The 15,891-nt window shown below is 63.2% G+C and carries 15 protein-coding genes; 9 read left to right on the top strand and 6 right to left on the bottom strand.

What is annotated here, in order from left to right; all coding sequences use genetic code 11:
• Positions 1 to 331: 331 nt before the first annotated feature.
• The 3 genes from NCR38_RS20015 to pqqA form a co-directional block, all read right to left on the bottom strand.
• The gene (locus NCR38_RS20015) at positions 332 to 1,033 is read right to left on the bottom strand and encodes a (5-formylfuran-3-yl)methyl phosphate synthase (RefSeq protein ID WP_061121896.1); all 702 of its coding nucleotides are present in this window, start codon (positions 1,031 to 1,033) and stop codon (positions 332 to 334) included.
• A 36-nt stretch (positions 1,034 to 1,069) separates the two neighbouring features.
• Positions 1,070 to 1,636, bottom strand: a complete 567-nt coding sequence (locus NCR38_RS20010) for a DUF447 domain-containing protein (RefSeq protein WP_061121895.1) — start codon at positions 1,634 to 1,636, stop codon at positions 1,070 to 1,072.
• A gap of 80 nt (positions 1,637 to 1,716) precedes the next feature.
• Complete coding sequence (gene pqqA, locus NCR38_RS20005) at positions 1,717 to 1,791, bottom strand: pyrroloquinoline quinone precursor peptide PqqA (RefSeq protein ID WP_008354335.1); 75 nt, start codon at positions 1,789 to 1,791, stop codon at positions 1,717 to 1,719.
• A 390-nt stretch (positions 1,792 to 2,181) separates the two neighbouring features.
• Here pqqA and NCR38_RS20000 point away from each other — a divergent pair, with 390 nt between their 5' ends.
• From NCR38_RS20000 to NCR38_RS19965, 8 genes are all read left to right on the top strand, one after another.
• A complete protein-coding gene (locus NCR38_RS20000; RefSeq protein WP_061121894.1) occupies positions 2,182 to 3,672 on the top strand; it encodes a form I ribulose bisphosphate carboxylase large subunit in 1,491 nt (496 codons plus the stop codon).
• A 72-nt stretch (positions 3,673 to 3,744) separates the two neighbouring features.
• Positions 3,745 to 4,161: a ribulose bisphosphate carboxylase small subunit gene (locus NCR38_RS19995; RefSeq protein ID WP_061121893.1), complete on the top strand. Its 417-nt coding sequence runs from the start codon at positions 3,745 to 3,747 to the stop codon at positions 4,159 to 4,161.
• Positions 4,162 to 4,176: 15 nt separating this feature from the next.
• Complete coding sequence (gene cbbX / locus NCR38_RS19990) at positions 4,177 to 5,091, top strand: CbbX protein (protein ID WP_061121892.1); 915 nt, start codon at positions 4,177 to 4,179, stop codon at positions 5,089 to 5,091.
• An 18-nt stretch (positions 5,092 to 5,109) separates the two neighbouring features.
• Positions 5,110 to 6,204 carry a class 1 fructose-bisphosphatase gene (locus tag NCR38_RS19985; RefSeq protein ID WP_061121891.1) on the top strand — a complete coding sequence of 365 codons (1,095 nt, stop codon included), beginning with the start codon at positions 5,110 to 5,112 and terminating at the stop codon, positions 6,202 to 6,204.
• Between the two features lie 50 nt (positions 6,205 to 6,254).
• Positions 6,255 to 7,127 carry a phosphoribulokinase gene (locus NCR38_RS19980; protein ID WP_061121890.1) on the top strand — a complete coding sequence of 291 codons (873 nt, stop codon included), beginning with the start codon at positions 6,255 to 6,257 and terminating at the stop codon, positions 7,125 to 7,127.
• Between the two features lie 36 nt (positions 7,128 to 7,163).
• A complete protein-coding gene (gene tkt / locus NCR38_RS19975; protein WP_250477516.1) occupies positions 7,164 to 9,206 on the top strand; it encodes a transketolase in 2,043 nt (680 codons plus the stop codon).
• 30 nt (positions 9,207 to 9,236) lie between these two features.
• Positions 9,237 to 10,274: a class II fructose-bisphosphate aldolase gene (fba, locus tag NCR38_RS19970; RefSeq protein ID WP_061121888.1), complete on the top strand. Its 1,038-nt coding sequence runs from the start codon at positions 9,237 to 9,239 to the stop codon at positions 10,272 to 10,274.
• 38 nt (positions 10,275 to 10,312) lie between these two features.
• The gene (locus tag NCR38_RS19965; RefSeq protein WP_061121887.1) at positions 10,313 to 10,861 is read left to right on the top strand and encodes a thioredoxin family protein; all 549 of its coding nucleotides are present in this window, start codon (positions 10,313 to 10,315) and stop codon (positions 10,859 to 10,861) included.
• On the opposite strand, the gene NCR38_RS19960 is transcribed toward NCR38_RS19965, so the two are convergent.
• Genes NCR38_RS19960 through NCR38_RS19950 form a run of 3 tightly spaced genes read right to left on the bottom strand, consistent with a single transcriptional unit; the run spans position 10,858 to position 14,920 of the window.
• The gene (locus NCR38_RS19960) at positions 10,858 to 12,258 is read right to left on the bottom strand and encodes a DUF6513 domain-containing protein (protein WP_250477515.1); all 1,401 of its coding nucleotides are present in this window, start codon (positions 12,256 to 12,258) and stop codon (positions 10,858 to 10,860) included. The two genes, NCR38_RS19965 and NCR38_RS19960, sit on opposite strands and share 4 nt — an antisense overlap.
• Complete coding sequence (locus NCR38_RS19955) at positions 12,237 to 12,836, bottom strand: flavoprotein (RefSeq protein WP_061121885.1); 600 nt, start codon at positions 12,834 to 12,836, stop codon at positions 12,237 to 12,239. Before NCR38_RS19955 ends, NCR38_RS19960 begins: the two co-directional genes overlap by 22 nt.
• On the bottom strand, positions 12,833 to 14,920 hold the full coding sequence (locus NCR38_RS19950; protein ID WP_061121884.1) for a sigma-54-dependent Fis family transcriptional regulator: 2,088 nt from the start codon (positions 14,918 to 14,920) through the stop codon (positions 12,833 to 12,835). The genes NCR38_RS19955 and NCR38_RS19950 overlap by 4 nt, the downstream gene beginning before the upstream one ends.
• Before the next feature lie 355 nt (positions 14,921 to 15,275).
• Here NCR38_RS19950 and NCR38_RS19945 point away from each other — a divergent pair, with 355 nt between their 5' ends.
• On the top strand, positions 15,276 to 15,773 hold the full coding sequence (locus NCR38_RS19945; RefSeq protein WP_061121883.1) for a dihydroneopterin aldolase: 498 nt from the start codon (positions 15,276 to 15,278) through the stop codon (positions 15,771 to 15,773).
• Positions 15,774 to 15,891: the final 118 nt, after the last annotated feature.

The following is a 15,891-nucleotide window of genomic DNA, read 5'->3' as shown; positions in this document are numbered from 1 at the left end:
GGAGTGGTGCGATGATACAGACCGTGCGCGATCCAAGCGCGGTTGGGCCTATGAGGGCGACACTTAGGCAGCCCACGGTCACATGGCAAGCATGGTCAAACTGCGTGTGACCGCGGGCGTGTGGAGCTGCTTTCTTTGGTTACTTTCTTTGCAGCAGCAAAGAAAGTGACTGCCGCCCCGCACAGGGGCAGTGCTAATAGACCAAAAAGAAAACGGGATCCGGCGAAAGCCGTTCTTTGTAGCAGCAAAGAAAGTGACTGCCGCCCCGCACAGGGGCAGTGCTAATAAATCAATGCCAATACGCGATCCGGCGAAAGCCTGAACCTCCCGACTAAAGCCCAATGCCACCCCCCCCATGCAATGCCCGAACCCACTTCTCCACCCGCTTGGGATCAAGCCTCCCCCGCCGCCCGCCAAGCTCATCACACAACGCCCCCCGAAACCCTGCGATATCCGGCGAAAGCAAAAGAATCCTCTCGAGATCGCCCCAGCCCAGCGACCCGGCGACTGCAATCATCGTCCCGCGAGCCCGCGCATCGGCGATACACGAAGCAAGCACCCCCGCATCGACGCAATCGAACAACGTGCGCCCGTTCTTGCTCGCCGTGTCGAACACGATGCCGACAAACCCTAGTTGCGCCGCAAGCATAGCCAGCTCGCGATCGACGCCATCGTCAGAAAGAAACACCGGCACCACCGCCGCCGGCAAGCTCGCCAGATGCCGCAGGCACGCCGAAGCTCCCGCGCCCGGCGTCACGCCGACCTTCACATAATCGACACCCGTCGCCGCGACGTCGAGCACGCGCGCGGTCATCTCGCCGAGCGCATCATTGGGCAAGTCGCCGATGGTCGCGCTGATCGGCCGCACCGCATAGCGCGCACGCAATACCTTCACGATATGCGCAATATCGCCGATCGCGACCCCGCCCAGCGCGCCCGCGCCCGGTTCCTTCAGGTCGATCAGTTCGGCCCCCGCGTCCGCGGCATCGAATGCTTCGTCGGCCGAGCGGACGCTCGCGAGCAGTGCGGTCATCGTCAAAACTCCGGTGGAAATGCCACGAAAGACGCTTCAGGTAAGCGCCCTGGCGCGATGCGCCTCGATTGCCTGCAAGAGCCATTGCCATGCTTCGCGCTCGGCGTCGCCCGCGGTCTTGTCGATTGCGATCTTCAGATACGCAATCTCGCTGTCCACCTTCTCCGGCGGCAGCATGAACAGACGGCTCACGAGAATCGCGCCTTCGACGACAGCGCCCTGCGCACGATTGAAGCCCGCAAACGGCGCATGTGTCGCGCGATGCACGCATTCCATACGCAGCGTGGGACGTGTTTCGTCGTCGAGAAGTTCAGCGAGACGCAACTCGGTATGCGCGAGCGTCGATGCGAGCCGCACGCTCGGCACCCTGTCCGCGGCGACCGTGGGCCAATCGCGCGCGTAGCCCGTCACGCAGCCCGCGAACACGCGCACGTCCGTCGTGAAGTTGATGACGGCGCTCTTCGTCGCGAGCACGTTGTCGAGCGTCGTGGACGGGCGGAACGGCGCGAGTACCGCGAAACCATCCTCGAAGCGCACGCCCATCGGCGCGATGTGCGGCCGGCCATCGCGATCCGCGGTCGTGACGATGGTCTCGTAGATCATGATGGTCGGCGAAAGTATTCGTAGCCGCACGAAGTAGCCGCGATTGCTTCGATGCGGCTTCGTGCGGGTTTGATCCGCGTTCAGCGGGTGGCGATATACATCGTGATTTCAAAACCAAAACGCATATCGGTGAAGCTGGGGGTAGTCCATTGCATGCGCGTTCCTCCATATGAGTCGGGTTGATGCCTCGGTTACCGCTTCAATGATTTGCCGATGCGGACGAATCCGCCCAGGCGGCCGGGAGGGGGCCGGCGTTTCGACGATGCAAGCGTCATGCCAATCGCATGAAGCGGATGCCGAAGAACGCGGCCGGTTCATCATGCGCGCCGACTGTGACGAAATCAGAACAAAGTGTCCCATTCGTGCAGCCATAAACGCATCAGGGCTAATCCCGACTAAGGCATCGCTTATGGTCCGGCAAGTTATTCGTGAATTCCTTTCCTCGCGGCCAGTGCGTAGTCTGCAATCACAGCGGCACACAAGCGCGACGGTCGCTTGGGACATCGGGGCGCACGTCACTCTCATCTCACTGTCGAGGAAACGGAATGAACGACTTCAGCAAGGCCGCCGTCGAGGCGGCGCGCAATCCGTCCGATCCGCGCTCGCGCTATGCGGCCGGTGTCATGAAGTATCGCGAGATGGGCTACTGGCAGCCCGATTACACGCCGAAGGATACGGACGTGATCGCGCTCTTTCGCATCACGCCGCAAGCCGGCGTCGAGCCGGAGGAAGCGGCCGCGGCCGTGGCGGGCGAGTCGTCGACGGCGACATGGACCGTGGTGTGGACCGATCGCCTCACCGCGTGCGACATGTATCGCGCGAAGGCGTATCGCGTCGAGCCGGTGCCGAACGCGCGCGCCGACGAGCCGCAATACTTCGCGTACATCGCCTATGAACTCGATCTGTTCGAGGAAGGATCGGTGGCGAACCTGACGGCGTCCATCATCGGCAATGTGTTCGGCTTCAAACCGCTGAAGGCGCTGCGTCTCGAGGACATGCGCATTCCGGTTGCCTATCTGAAGACGTTCCAGGGTCCGCCAACGGGCATCATCGTCGAGCGTGAGCGGCTCGACAAATACGGACGGCCGCTGCTCGGCGCGACTGTCAAGCCGAAGCTCGGCTTGTCGGGCAAGAACTACGGACGTGTCGTGTATGAAGGACTGAAAGGCGGTCTCGACTTCCTGAAGGATGACGAAAACATCAACTCGCAGGCCTTCATGCACTGGCGCGACCGCTATCTCTTCTCGATGGAAGCGGTGAACCGCGCGCAAGCCGAAACGGGTGAAGTGAAGGGCCACTACCTCAACGTGACGGCCGGCACGATGGAAGACATGTACGAGCGCGCCGAATTCGCGAAGGAATTGGGCTCGTGCATCGTGATGATCGATCTGGTGATCGGATGGACCGCGATTCAGTCGATGTCGAAATGGGCGCGTCGCAACGACATGATCCTGCATCTGCATCGCGCGGGACATGGCACGTACACGCGGCAGCGCAATCACGGCATCTCGTTTCGCGTGATCGCGAAGTGGCTGCGCATGGCCGGTGTGGATCACGCGCATGCGGGCACGGCGGTAGGCAAGCTGGAAGGCGATCCGTTGTCGGTGCAGGGCTATTACAACGTGTGCCGCGAGGCGCGCAACGAGCCGGATCTGTCGCGCGGCATTTTCTTCGATCAACCGTGGGCGGGGTTGCGCAAGGTGATGCCGGTGGCATCGGGCGGGATTCACGCCGGACAGATGCATCAACTGCTCGATCTCTTCGGCGATGACTGCATTCTGCAATTCGGCGGCGGCACGATCGGGCATCCGCAAGGTATTCAGGCCGGTGCGACGGCCAATCGTGTCGCGCTCGAAGCGATGGTGAAAGCGCGGAATGAAGGGCGCGATATTGCTAATGAAGGGCCGGATATTCTGGAAGCCGCCGCGCGTTCGTGTACGCCGCTCAAGCAGGCGCTCGATACCTGGCGCGATGTCACCTTCAACTACGCATCGACGGATACGCCGGATTTTGCTGTTACGGCTACGGCGGTGTAGGGGTTTTTTCGCCGGATCCCGGACCGACACGAAAGCATGATTTCACGAAGAAACCATACTAAGGATATCGAAATGAACATCACCCAAGGGACGTTCTCCTTCTTGCCCCCGCTCACCGACGAAGAAATCTCCAAACAAATAAACTACGCCCTGGACCAGGGCTGGTCATGCTCAGTGGAGTTCACCGATGACCCGCATCCACGGAACACGTATTGGGAAATGTGGGCCCTGCCGATGTTCGATCTCCACGACGCCGCCGGCGTGCTGATGGAAGTGAACGAATGCCGCAAGACGTATCCGCATCACTACATCAAGGTGAACGCATTCGACTCGGTGCGCGGCTTCGAAACGATGCGCTTATCGTTCATCGTGAACCGCCCACCACAGGAACGAGGCTTCCGCCTCGAACGTCAGGACGACAGAAGCCGCGTGCAGCGCTACGCGATCCGCACCTACGCAACCGATCGCCCGAGCGGCGAGCGCTATTGATGAGGAGGATCGATCATGAGCGCCGAAGCCACGCTCGAAGAAGCGCCTCTTCAAACCTCAGCCGATCTGATGGCGCTCTATCGCGAATCGCGCATCGGCGAAGTGCTGGCGGAGCTGGACCGGGACCTCATCGGTCTCGCCCCAGTCAAGACGCGTATCCGCGAGATCGCCGCGCATCTGCTCGTGGAGCGCGCCCGCAAGACGCTCGGCATCACGTCGGGTGCGCCCACGCTGCACATGTGCTTCTCGGGCAATCCCGGCACCGGAAAAACCACCGTTGCGCTGCGCATGGCGCAGGTTCTGCATCGGCTCGGCTATATCCGGCGCAATCATCTCGTTTCGGTGACGCGGGACGATCTGGTCGGTCAGTACATCGGGCATACCGCGCCCAAAACGCGCGAAGTGCTCAAGCGTGCGATGGGCGGCGTGCTCTTCATCGACGAGGCCTATTACCTGTATCGCCCGGAGAACGAGCGCGATTACGGACAGGAAGCCATTGAGATCCTGCTGCAGATCATGGAGAACCAGCGCGACGATCTTGTCGTGATTCTCGCGGGTTATGCGTCGCGCATGGAGACGTTCTTTCACAGCAATCCGGGCTTCCGCTCGCGCATCGCGCATCACCTCGTGTTTCCGGACTATGCGCCCGACGAGCTGCTGCAGATCGCCGAGCACATGCTGACCGACATGCATTACCGCTTCGACGAAGACGCGCGCCGCGCCTTCGAAGCATATCTCGCGCACCGCATCAGGCAGCCGAACTTCGCCAATGCGCGCTCGGTGCGCAATGCGCTGGATCGCGCGCGTTTGCGTCAGGCGAATCGTCTGTTCGCCGCAGCCGAAACGGGCAACGGCATCGCCGATGCCGATGCGCTGATGCGACTCGATGCCAGCGATATCCGCGCGAGCCGTGTGTTCACCGATTCATAACGCAGAAAGGAGAGCGCGATGCAGGATGGACGCACGACCTTATCGAAGTTCCTGATCGACACGCTGGACCGCAAGCCCGGTGCGGAAGCCGCGAGCGGTCTGTCCGCACTTCTGATCGACGTGGCCGCATCGATCAAGACGATCGCGGCCGCATTGACGCGCGGCGCGCTGGGCGGACAGCACGGCTCGGCGCAATCGATCAACACGCATGGCGAGGAGCAGAAGAAGCTCGACCTCGTGACCAACGATATCTTCCTGCAACATTGCGAGTGGGACGGCTTGCTCGCGGGCATGGTGTCGGAAGAGATGGAGCGCGTCTATGCGATTCCGGAGCCGTATCCGCGCGGCGAGTATCTGCTTGCGTTCGATCCGCTCGATGGCTCGTCGAACATCGATATCAACGGCGTGGTCGGCTCGATCTTCTCCGTGCTGAGACGCGCGGGCGATGAAAGCGACGCACCGGACGATGCGTCGTTCCTGCGCCCGGGACGCGAACAGGTCGCGGCGGGTTATGCGATCTACGGCCCTTCGACCATGCTCGTGCTCTCCGTCGGCAACGGCACGCACGGTTTCACCCTGGAACGCGATGTCGGCAATTTCGTGCTCACGCATTCCGATATCCGCATCCCCGAAGATTCATGCGAGTTCGCGATCAACGCATCGAACGAGCGCTTCTGGGAGCCGCCCGTGCGCCGCTACGTGCAGGAATGCAAGGACGGCCGCACCGGTTGCCGCGCGCAGGACTTCAACATGCGATGGATCGCGTCGATGGTCGCGGAAGTGCATCGCATCCTCATGCGCGGCGGCGTGTTCATGTATCCGCGCGACTTCAAGACGCCCGAGATGGAAGGACGCCTGCGCCTGCTCTATGAAGCGAGCCCGATGAGCTTCATCGTCGAGCAGGCGGGCGGGCTGTCGATCACGGGACGCGAGCGCATTCTCGATGTCGAACCGAAGGCGCTGCATCAACGCGTGCCGGTGATACTCGGCTCGCGCAATGAAGTCGACCGCATTCAGCGCTATCACGGCGAATACGATCGCGGCGAGGACAAGCCGTTCACGTCGCCGTTGTTCAAGGAACGCTCGTTGTTCCTCCCCGAAACGCAAGCGTGAATCGACATCTGAAACTGCGCTCATTACATCTATAGCAGGGAGGCAAGCGCATGTCAGTCAAGCATCCGATCGTCGCGGTGACGGGCTCTAGCGGCGCCGGCACCACCACCGTCATGAAGAGCTTCACGCATATCTTCAGGCGCGAGAAAATCAATGCGCAGATCGTCGAAGGCGATGCGTTTCATCGATACGATCGTCTTGGCATGCGCGAGGCGATGAAGCAGAGCGAGCGCGACGGCCTCGTCAATTTCAGCCACTTCGGGCCGGAAGCCAATCTGCTCGAAGAACTCGAGAGCCTGTTCCATACCTACGGCGAAACGGGCGGCGGCCAGTATCGCCATTACGTGCACGATGAAGGCGAAGCCGCGCATTACAGGCAAGATGCGGGCACCTTCACGCCGTGGGAGGACATCACGCCCGGCACCGACTTGATGTTCTACGAGGGCCTGCACGGCGGCGCCGTCACGGGGAAAGTCGATATCGCGCGTCATGCGGATCTGCTCGTCGGCGTCGTGCCGATCATCAATCTCGAATGGATTCAGAAGCTGCATCGCGATCAGACGATGCGCGGTTATTCGCATGAAGCCGTCGTCGATACGATCCTGCGGCGCATGCCCGATTACGTGAACTACATCTGTCCGCAGTTCTCGCGCACGCATGTGAATTTTCAGCGCGTGCCGACCGTGGATACGTCGAACCCGTTCACCGCGCGGGAGATTCCGCAGCCTGACGAAAGCTTCGTCGTGATCCGCTTCGCGAAGCCGAAGGGCATCGACTTTCCCTATCTGCTGACGATGCTGCACGACTCGTTCATGTCGCGGCCGAATGTGATCGTCGTGCCCGGCGGCAAGATGGGTCTCGCGATGCAGCTCATCTTCACGCCGATGATCCTGCAACTGCGCGACCGGCGCGCGCGTGCATAGAAAGGTTTCTCATCATCGTATGTAAGGAGGCATCTCATGAATGCCGTCGCTGAGGCTTTGCCCGGACTTCATCGCTCACCCGATACGCGACAGATGGCGAACGCGTTGCGCATGCTCGCCGTCGACGCCGTGAGCCAGGCGAAGTCCGGTCATCCCGGCATGCCGATGGGCATGGCGGAGATCGCGGTCGCGCTCTGGGCGCGTCATCTGAAGCACAATCCCGCCGATCCGGATTGGTCGGATCGCGACCGCTTCGTGCTGTCGAACGGTCACGGGTCGATGCTCCTCTATGCACTGTTGCATCTGAGCGGCTATGACTTGTCCATCGACGAGATAAAACGCTTTCGTCAGATGGGCAGCAAGACGCCGGGGCATCCGGAAGTGGGCGTGACGCCCGGCGTCGAAACGACGACCGGGCCGCTCGGTCAGGGCCTGACCAATGCGGTCGGCATGGCGCTCGCCGAGGCCTTGCTCGCGCGTGAATTCAATCGGCCGGGGCACGAGATCGTCGATCACCGCACGTATGTCTTTGCGGGCGATGGCTGCATGATGGAGGGCGTGTCGCATGAAGCGGCGTCGCTCGCGGGTACGCTGCGGCTCGGCAAGCTCACCGTGCTCTACGACGACAACGGCATTTCGATCGACGGCCACGTCGACGGCTGGTTCACCGACGATACGCCGAAACGTTTCGAATCGTACGGCTGGCACGTCGTGCGTGCGGTCGATGGCCACGATGTCGAGGACGTGTCCCGTGCGTTGCAGGAAGCGCGCGAGTCGGACCGCCCAACCTTGATCTGCTGCAAGACGGTGATCGGCCTGGGTGCGCCCAACATGGCCGGTACGCACGACGTGCACGGCGCGCCGCTTCCCGCCGACGAAGTCGAAGCCACGCGCCGCGCGCTCGACTGGACGCATGCGCCGTTCGAGATTCCATCGTCGATTCGCGCGCTGTGGGATGCGCGCGAGGCGGGCGCGGCGGCGCAGGAGAACTGGAATCGCCGCATGCAGGCGTATCGTCGCGTGTTTCCGGCCGAGGCCGCCGAGTTCGAGCGCCGGGTGCGTGGCGCGCTGCCGGCGAACTGGCGCGACATGGCGCATGCGCTCGTGCGCGACGCGGATCGCGCGCGGCAGACGATCGCGACGCGCAAGGCGTCGCAACTCGCCATCGAAGGCCTTGCGCGCGTGTTGCCCGAACTGCTCGGCGGCTCGGCTGACCTGACCGGATCGAATCTCACACGCTGGAAAGATGCGGTCGATGTGAGCGCATTGCCGGAAAAAGGCAATTACATCCACTTCGGCGTGCGCGAGTTCGGCATGAGCGCGGTGCTCAACGGCGTCGCGCTGCATCGCGGCTATCTGCCGTTCGGCGGAACGTTCCTCACGTTTTCCGACTACTCGCGCAACGCGCTGCGCATGGCCGCGCTCATGAAAACGCGCACGGTGTTCGTCTTCACGCACGATTCCATCGGCCTCGGTGAAGACGGTCCGACACATCAGCCGATCGAGCACGCCGCGAGCTTGCGCATGATTCCGGGCCTCGACGTATGGCGTCCGTGCGATAGCGTCGAGACGATGCAGGCATGGGTGAGCGCGGTCGAGCGCGACCGGCCTTCGTGCCTGCTGCTGTCACGCCAGAGCCTGCCTTTCGTGCCGCGCGATGAAGCGCAGATCGACGGCATCGAGCGGGGCGGCTACGTGCTCCTCGACTGGCCGTCGACATGCGAACGCGATGCGCGCCGCGTCGTGCTGATCGCGACCGGCTCGGAAGTGGCCCTCGCGCTCGCGGCCGTCGAGCCGCTGAAGGACGAGGGCATTCTGGCGCGCGTCGTGTCGATGCCGTCGACCACCGTGTTCGATCGCCAGTGCAACGTGTGGCGCGAACGCGTGCTGCCCGAAGGCGTGCCGCGTGTCGCGATCGAGGCGGGCGTCACGGCGTTCTGGCGGCAGTACGTCGGGTTGAATGGCGGCGTAATAGGCATCGATCGTTTCGGCGAATCCGCGCCCGCGAGCGCGTTGTTCGAGCACTTCGGCGTCACGAAGGCGGCGCTCGTCGATGAAGCGCGCCGCGTGGCGGCCTGAATTTTTCATACGCTGCATGGAGATGACACGATGGCCTTCATCGCATTGAGGCAGTTGCTGGATCACGCGGCCGAACACGCATATGGCGTGCCGGCGTTCAACGTCAACAACATGGAGCAGGTGCACGCGATCATGCAGGCGGCCGAGGCGACGAAGAGCCCGGTCATCCTGCAGGCGTCGGCGGGCGCGCGCAAGTACGCGGGCGAGCCGTATCTGCGGCATCTGGTGCTCGCGGCTGTCGAGGCGCATCCGGATATCCCCGTCGTCCTGCATCAGGATCACGGCGCGAGCCCGTCCGTTTGCCAGCAGGCGATACGGTCGGGCTTCACGTCCGTGATGATGGACGGCTCGCTCATGCCCGATCAGAAAACGCCCGCTGAATATGAGTACAACGTGGGGGTGAGCCGGCGCGTCGTGGAGGCGGCGCATTCCGTGGGCGTCTCGGTCGAAGGTGAGCTGGGTTGTCTCGGCTCGCTGGAGACGGGGCGCGCGGGCGAAGAGGACGGCGTCGGCGCCGAGGGTGCGCTGAGTCACGACCGGTTGCTGACCGATCCCGACGAGGCGCGCGCGTTCGTCGAGGCGACGGGCATCGACGCGCTCGCGATCGCCATCGGCACATCGCACGGCGCGTACAAGTTCAGCCGACAGCCGACGGGCGATATCCTCGCGATCGATCGCATCGCCGAGATTCACGCACGGATTCCGGACACGCATCTCGTGATGCACGGCTCGTCGTCGGTGCCGCAGGAATGGCTTGCGATCATTCGCGAGCACGGCGGCGAGATTCCGGCGACGTTCGGCGTGCCGGTCGAGGAAATCCGGCGCGGCATCGCAAACGGCGTGCGGAAAGTGAACATCGACACGGATATCCGCCTCGCGATGACGGGCGCGATGCGCCGGGCGATGGCGTCGGCGAAATCGGAGTTCGATCCGCGGCATGCGTTGAAGGCGGCGACCGCGGCCGCGCGGGACTTGTGTATCGAGCGTTTCGAGGCGTTCGGGTGCGCGGGGCATGCGGATCGCATCAGGCCGATGGCGCTCGAGGCGATGGCGAAGCGGTATCACTGACGTTACGATCACCGGCCCCGCCCATTGCGAGCTATCTCATGCCAACAGAATCCCCGACAGCGGAACTCGGCGCGACCGCAGGCGAATTCGCGCTTCCCGCGACAGACGGCCGGACCTATACGCTCGGCTCGCTGAAAGGCGCGAACGGTCTCGTCGTCGTGTTCATGTGTAATCACTGTCCCTACGTGAAAGCCGCGATGCCGAATCTGATCCGCGATGCACGCGCGCTGAAGGAAATCGGCATCAATGTGGCGGGCATCAATTCGAACGACGCCACCGTCTACACCGACGATGCGTTCGATCGCATGGTCGCGCTCACGAAAGAATGGAACCTGCCGTTTCCGTACTTGCACGATGAAACGCAGGAGATCGCGCGCGCCTACGGTGCGGTCTGCACGCCGGAATGCTTCGGTTTCGATGCCGGTCTGCGCCTGCGATATCGCGGCCGGATCGACGCATCGCGCAAGGAAGCCTTGCCCGATGCGCGGCGCGATCTCTACGAAGCAATGCGCGCAATGGCGCAGAACGGTGACGCCCCCGACGTGCAATATCCCGCGCTCGGGTGCTCGATCAAATGGAAGCCCTAGCTTTTTTTCCTGGTGCTGCCAGGCGCATGCCACGCCGTCAGATCCTCGTCGGGCCGATCGACTTCGCATCCCCAGTCGAGCGGCTGATCCTGATCGAATCGCTTGCCTAGCTGCCACGCGATCTCCGCGCGCGCGAGCTGCACGCCGAGATAGAACGCATGGCCGCCATCGGTCTCGACTCTAAGCTCGGGATAGAGCGCGAACGGATCGACGGCGACGTGATGACCGTCGCGGTTATAGACATGAATGCCTTCCGCCGACACCTGCACGCGGAAATTCGGATCGCGTATCGCGGCGGCGAGCGTGGCGATCTCTTCGGCGTTGTAAGGAAACGGCCGCTTCGCATGCAACGCCGACAAATCGGCGGAAATGCCCTTGGGCAGCGTCTGCGTTTCGCGCGCGGCATGCATCACGCGTCGTGCGACATCGGCTTCGCGAACGGCACGCCGCGCATGAAGGCTCACCGACGTCGTCAGCACGGCCGCGATGCGCAATTCCGCCGCCATGCCGAACAGCACCGCATTGATGCCGCTCGTATCCGCCTCGGTCAGCTCGGTCACGTTGCCGACGCCCATCATGATCGGCACATCGGGATAGCGCTCGCGCAACGACACGTAACGCGCGATGGACGCCGCGAGCCCGAACGGAATCGGATCGAGAATCGGATCGGCGAGAAAAGGGCGGCCGCGCTTCGTCAGCGCTTCGATGGCGGCATCGAGCGAGGCGCCATCGGCGGGTTCGCGCGGCACGAGGATCGGCGTCGAGGCGATTTCATCCGCGATCCATAGTGTGTCGGCGTTGAGGCTCATCACATAGTCCGCGCCCGCGCGTCCGCCGCGCACGAGTTCTTCATCGCGCATCGAATCGACGCTCACGCGAAAGCCCTGCTCCTTCAGCATCGTGACCGCATCTTCGAGATGCGGAAACGCCGTCTCCGGCAGGCAGCCGACATCGATTACATCGGCGCCCTGGCTTTTGTACTCGCGCGCGCGCGCCGCGATGCCATCGAGATCGAGACGCGGCGCATCGACGATTTCCGCGAAGATCTCCGTCTCGTAGCGCGACAAGTCCACATGCCGCGCCTCGCGCCCGAAAAACTGCGGCAAGTCCTTCACTTCCTCGGGACCGCGCTCGACCCGCACGCCGTAATGCGCGCTGAGGGCGTCGAGATCGCCGCGGCATCGCCCGGGCACGATCATGCGGCTCGTGCCTTCGCTCAACGGCGTCTCGACGCGCCGGCGGATCATGTCGGCGGTCATCAGGCCCGCGACCTGAAGACCGATCTCGCGAACTTCCCACGTGAAGGGCGATCCGGCGGCAGCGGGCGCGATGCTTTCGAGTACCTGATGCAGGCTCAACTGCGCGAGCCGCCCCGTCAGGAAGACGATGTGTTCCATGCGAGCTTCAGGTCCGACAGGCGTTGATCGAGCGCGGCTTCGAGATCGTCGAGCGAGCAGGCCACGGTGGTATGCGCGAAGCGCGCGAGCCGCTCGACGTTCTCGAACTCGATCGCGCGCGGCCTCACTTCGACCCATTCATGCGGGGTCTGCGTGATGACGCTCGGCGCGGTATCGCATGCGAACACGATGCCCGGCACACATTGCTTGCCGGCTTGCGCATAGAGATTGGTGGGCAAGGTATCGGAGATGCCGTACGCGCATTTGGCGACGGTATTGCTCGTCGCGGGCGCGATCACGACCGTGTGATACTCGCCGTTGTAGATCATGCCGACGGGCACGCTGCTCGCGCTGTTGTCGCGAAACACCTTGAAGTGCTCGCGCAGCTTGGCGACGGTCCAGCCATAGAGCGGCAGCACTTCCTCGCCGGCGGCGGAAAGAAACAGATCGACACCGGGCAGGCGCCGCGCGAGCGCGATCGACTCTTCGAGCATATGCCCCGAGCCGGTCACGCACCACGCGAAGCGCGCGTCGGGCTTGAACTCGTCGAGCCGGCGGGCAGGCGTGGGTTGCGTCATGCGTCGGATGCTGGGTTGTCGGATGCGGGCGTGTCGTGCGACAGGCGAATATGCAGGCGATGCATCTTCCGATACAGCGTGTTGCGGCTGATGCCGAGCACTTTCGCGACATTGCTCACGTTCCAGCGATGCTCGTCGAGCAATTGGAGCACGGTCTCCCGCTCTTTCACCTGGATCGCGTTGAGCGCCGATGTATCGGCATCCTCGGCCAGATGCGCGAGCGGCGCACCCGCCGGCACGCCCGGCGCGCGCGGAGCCGTCTGCGCGCTCGCACCCGGGCTCGCACCGTTCACGATCTCGGCCGGCAGATGCGCGCAGCGGATCTCGGAGCCGTCGCAGAGGGCGATCGCCATTTGCAGCACGTGACGCAACTGGCGGATGTTGCCCGGCCACGGATACGACAGCAGCGCCTGCCGTGCTTCGGCGGAGAGCGCGGGCGGATCGTCGGATTCGGTTTCGAGAATATGCGCGATGAGCGCGAGTGCATCGGCGCGTTCGCGCAGCGGCGGCAGATTGATCTCGATTCCGTTCAGCCGGTAATACAGGTCCTCGCGGAACATGCCCGTCTGCACGAGTTCGACAAGATTGCGGTGGCTCGCGCTGATCAACTGAAAGTCCACCTTCACGATGGTTTCCGCGCCGAGCGGCGTGACCTCGTGCTCTTCGAGCACGCGCAGCAGGCGCGCCTGCAACGTGAGCGGCATATCGCCGATTTCATCGAGAAAGAGCGTGCCGCCGTTCGCCTGCACGATCTTGCCGCGCCGTCCCTCGCGCTGCGCGCCGGTGAACGCACCCGCGCGATAGCCGAACAATTCGCTTTCGATGAGATTCTCCGGCAGCGATGCGCAATTCACGGCGACGAACGCGCCGCCGCCGTTCGGACTGATGCTGTGCAGCGCGTTGGCGAACACTTCCTTGCCGGTGCCCGTCTGGCCGCGCAGGATGATCGGGATCTTGCGCTGGATCACGCGCGCGGCGAGCTGGATTTGCGAGGCCATGCGCGGGTCGCCGAATTCCAGATGCGCGAGCTTGTCGAGACGGCCTGCGCTGGCCGTCTCGCGCGCGTCTTTCTTCGGCGCTTTCGCGCGCGCGCCGGGGGCGGACAGATCGCGCGATCCGGGATCGTTCATCAGGATGCGCGTCGCGCCGCTGGCGCCTTCGCGCGGCGTCTGCGCGGTGAGGAAGAAGCGGCTGTTCGCCTTCGCGCTATAGACCGTCACTGGGTGGAACGAGCCGCGGATGCTGCGCGCGATCATGTCTTCGAGCGATGCATTGAACGCTTCCTCGATGCGCTTGCCGCACAGTTCTCCGGGCGAGCGCAGGTCCAGCTGGAAGAGCGCGCTGCGGCTCGCTGCGAGCACGACGCCGTCGTCGCTGACGGCGAGCTTGCCCGCGTGCAGCGTGCCGACGAACTCCGGACGGCTGTGGAAGTGGATCATGTTCGCGTGCCGGTAGCGCGCATCGATCAGACGATTTTCGATCATCTGCCGCGACATGCCGACGAGCACGAGGGAATGCTGTTGCAAGAGCTTGGAGCGGCTCGTCACATCGAGCACGCCGACGACCGTGCCGCGCTCGTCGAAGATCGGCGCGGCCGAGCAGGTGAGCGACGTATAGCGCGGATAGAAGTGTTCGTGCTGGCATACGGCGATGCAATCGCGCTCGATGAGGCATGTGCCCATGCCGTTGGTGCCTGCTTCCCGCTCGCTCCACAGCGCGCCGACGCGCAGGCCATCGGCGGCGACGGCTTCGCCGAACGGCACCGACGACACCTGATGCACGATGACGCCGTCCGCATCGACGAGCACGACGGCGAGTTCCGGATCGGCGAGTTGTTGATACAACGTCGTCATTTCCAGCTTCGAGCACGCGATGAGATCGCTTGCGGCGTCACGGCGATCGTTGAGTTCGTGCTGCGTGAGCACGGGCGGCATGATGAAGCGGCCCGGATCGAGCCTGAATTCCGTGAGGCACCGCAGCCACGATTGCGCGACCGAATCGCTGGCGCGACGCGCGGCCAGCGGATTATTGACGATGTTCAGTACTTCCCGGACATGCGTGTCTACGTCAGCAAGCGACGACATGGGGGCAAGTCTCCGTTGCGCCGCATTCCGGTGCGCGCGTTGTGCGCGGCCGTCCGGCGCCGAATCTGTTGTGTTTTGCGCTGGCGCTCTGGCTTTCCTTGCCTGTTCCGATTTCGCGGATATATCCGCTCGCAGGCGCGCCTCGTGGCCGGGCAGTCGCGATGGGTCGGGCGCTGTCTGCGACCTGATCCGGCCCGGTTCTCAAAAACTGTACATCCTTAGACGCATAGGTTCAATAAGTAGTCGCATAGAGTAGGGCTAACTTGCCCGGTTTTTGCTTGCACTTTACGGATGACTTTGGCGATGGGCGCCGGGTTTTCCACATCAAAGGGCCGCGTTGCGCGGCAACAAGCATATGGGCCGATTCGAACCGATTCGCGAAGCTGTGTATGTTGCGCCGCAACCTGCTTCCTCGGATGCGCGCGCTGGTGCGATGGACATCGTGTATATCGAGGGTCTGACAGGGCAGACGGTGATCGGCATCGACAAGAGCGAACTGCATGATCCGCAGACCGTGCGGCTGAGTCTTGCGATCGGCGTGCCTTCGATTCGTGCTTGCACGACTGATCGGATCGAGGACACAGTGAATTATGCGGCGGTGCGGGAGGCGATTCATGGTCTGCTCGCTACGCATGGTTTGCAATTGCTTGAAGCGCTGGCGGAGCGCATCGCGCAGCTCGTCATCGCGGATTTCGGGGCGCATTGGGTTCGGGTCGTGCTTGCCAAGCCTGCGAAGTTCGATGATGTTGATGCCGTCGGTGTTGTGATCGAGCGGCGGCGGGTGGTTGAGGATCGGGGTGGGGGTGGGCCGATTAGCCTTGCCTGGATTGGGAGGGGGTATGTGGCGGGGTGAGTTTTTCTTCGCTTTCGCCCGATCCCGTTTTGTCTGTGGTTTATTAGCGTTGCCCCTATGCGGGGCGGCAGTCACTTTCTTTGCTGCTGCAAAGAAAGTAACCAAAGAAAGCAGCTCG

Origin of the sequence: Caballeronia sp. INML1 (assembly GCF_023631085.1) — a bacterium.
Classification (GTDB): Bacteria; Pseudomonadota; Gammaproteobacteria; order Burkholderiales; family Burkholderiaceae; genus Caballeronia; species Caballeronia turbans.
The sequence above is the reverse complement of the archived record's forward strand: the minus strand, read 5'-3'. Positions and strand labels throughout refer to the sequence as shown.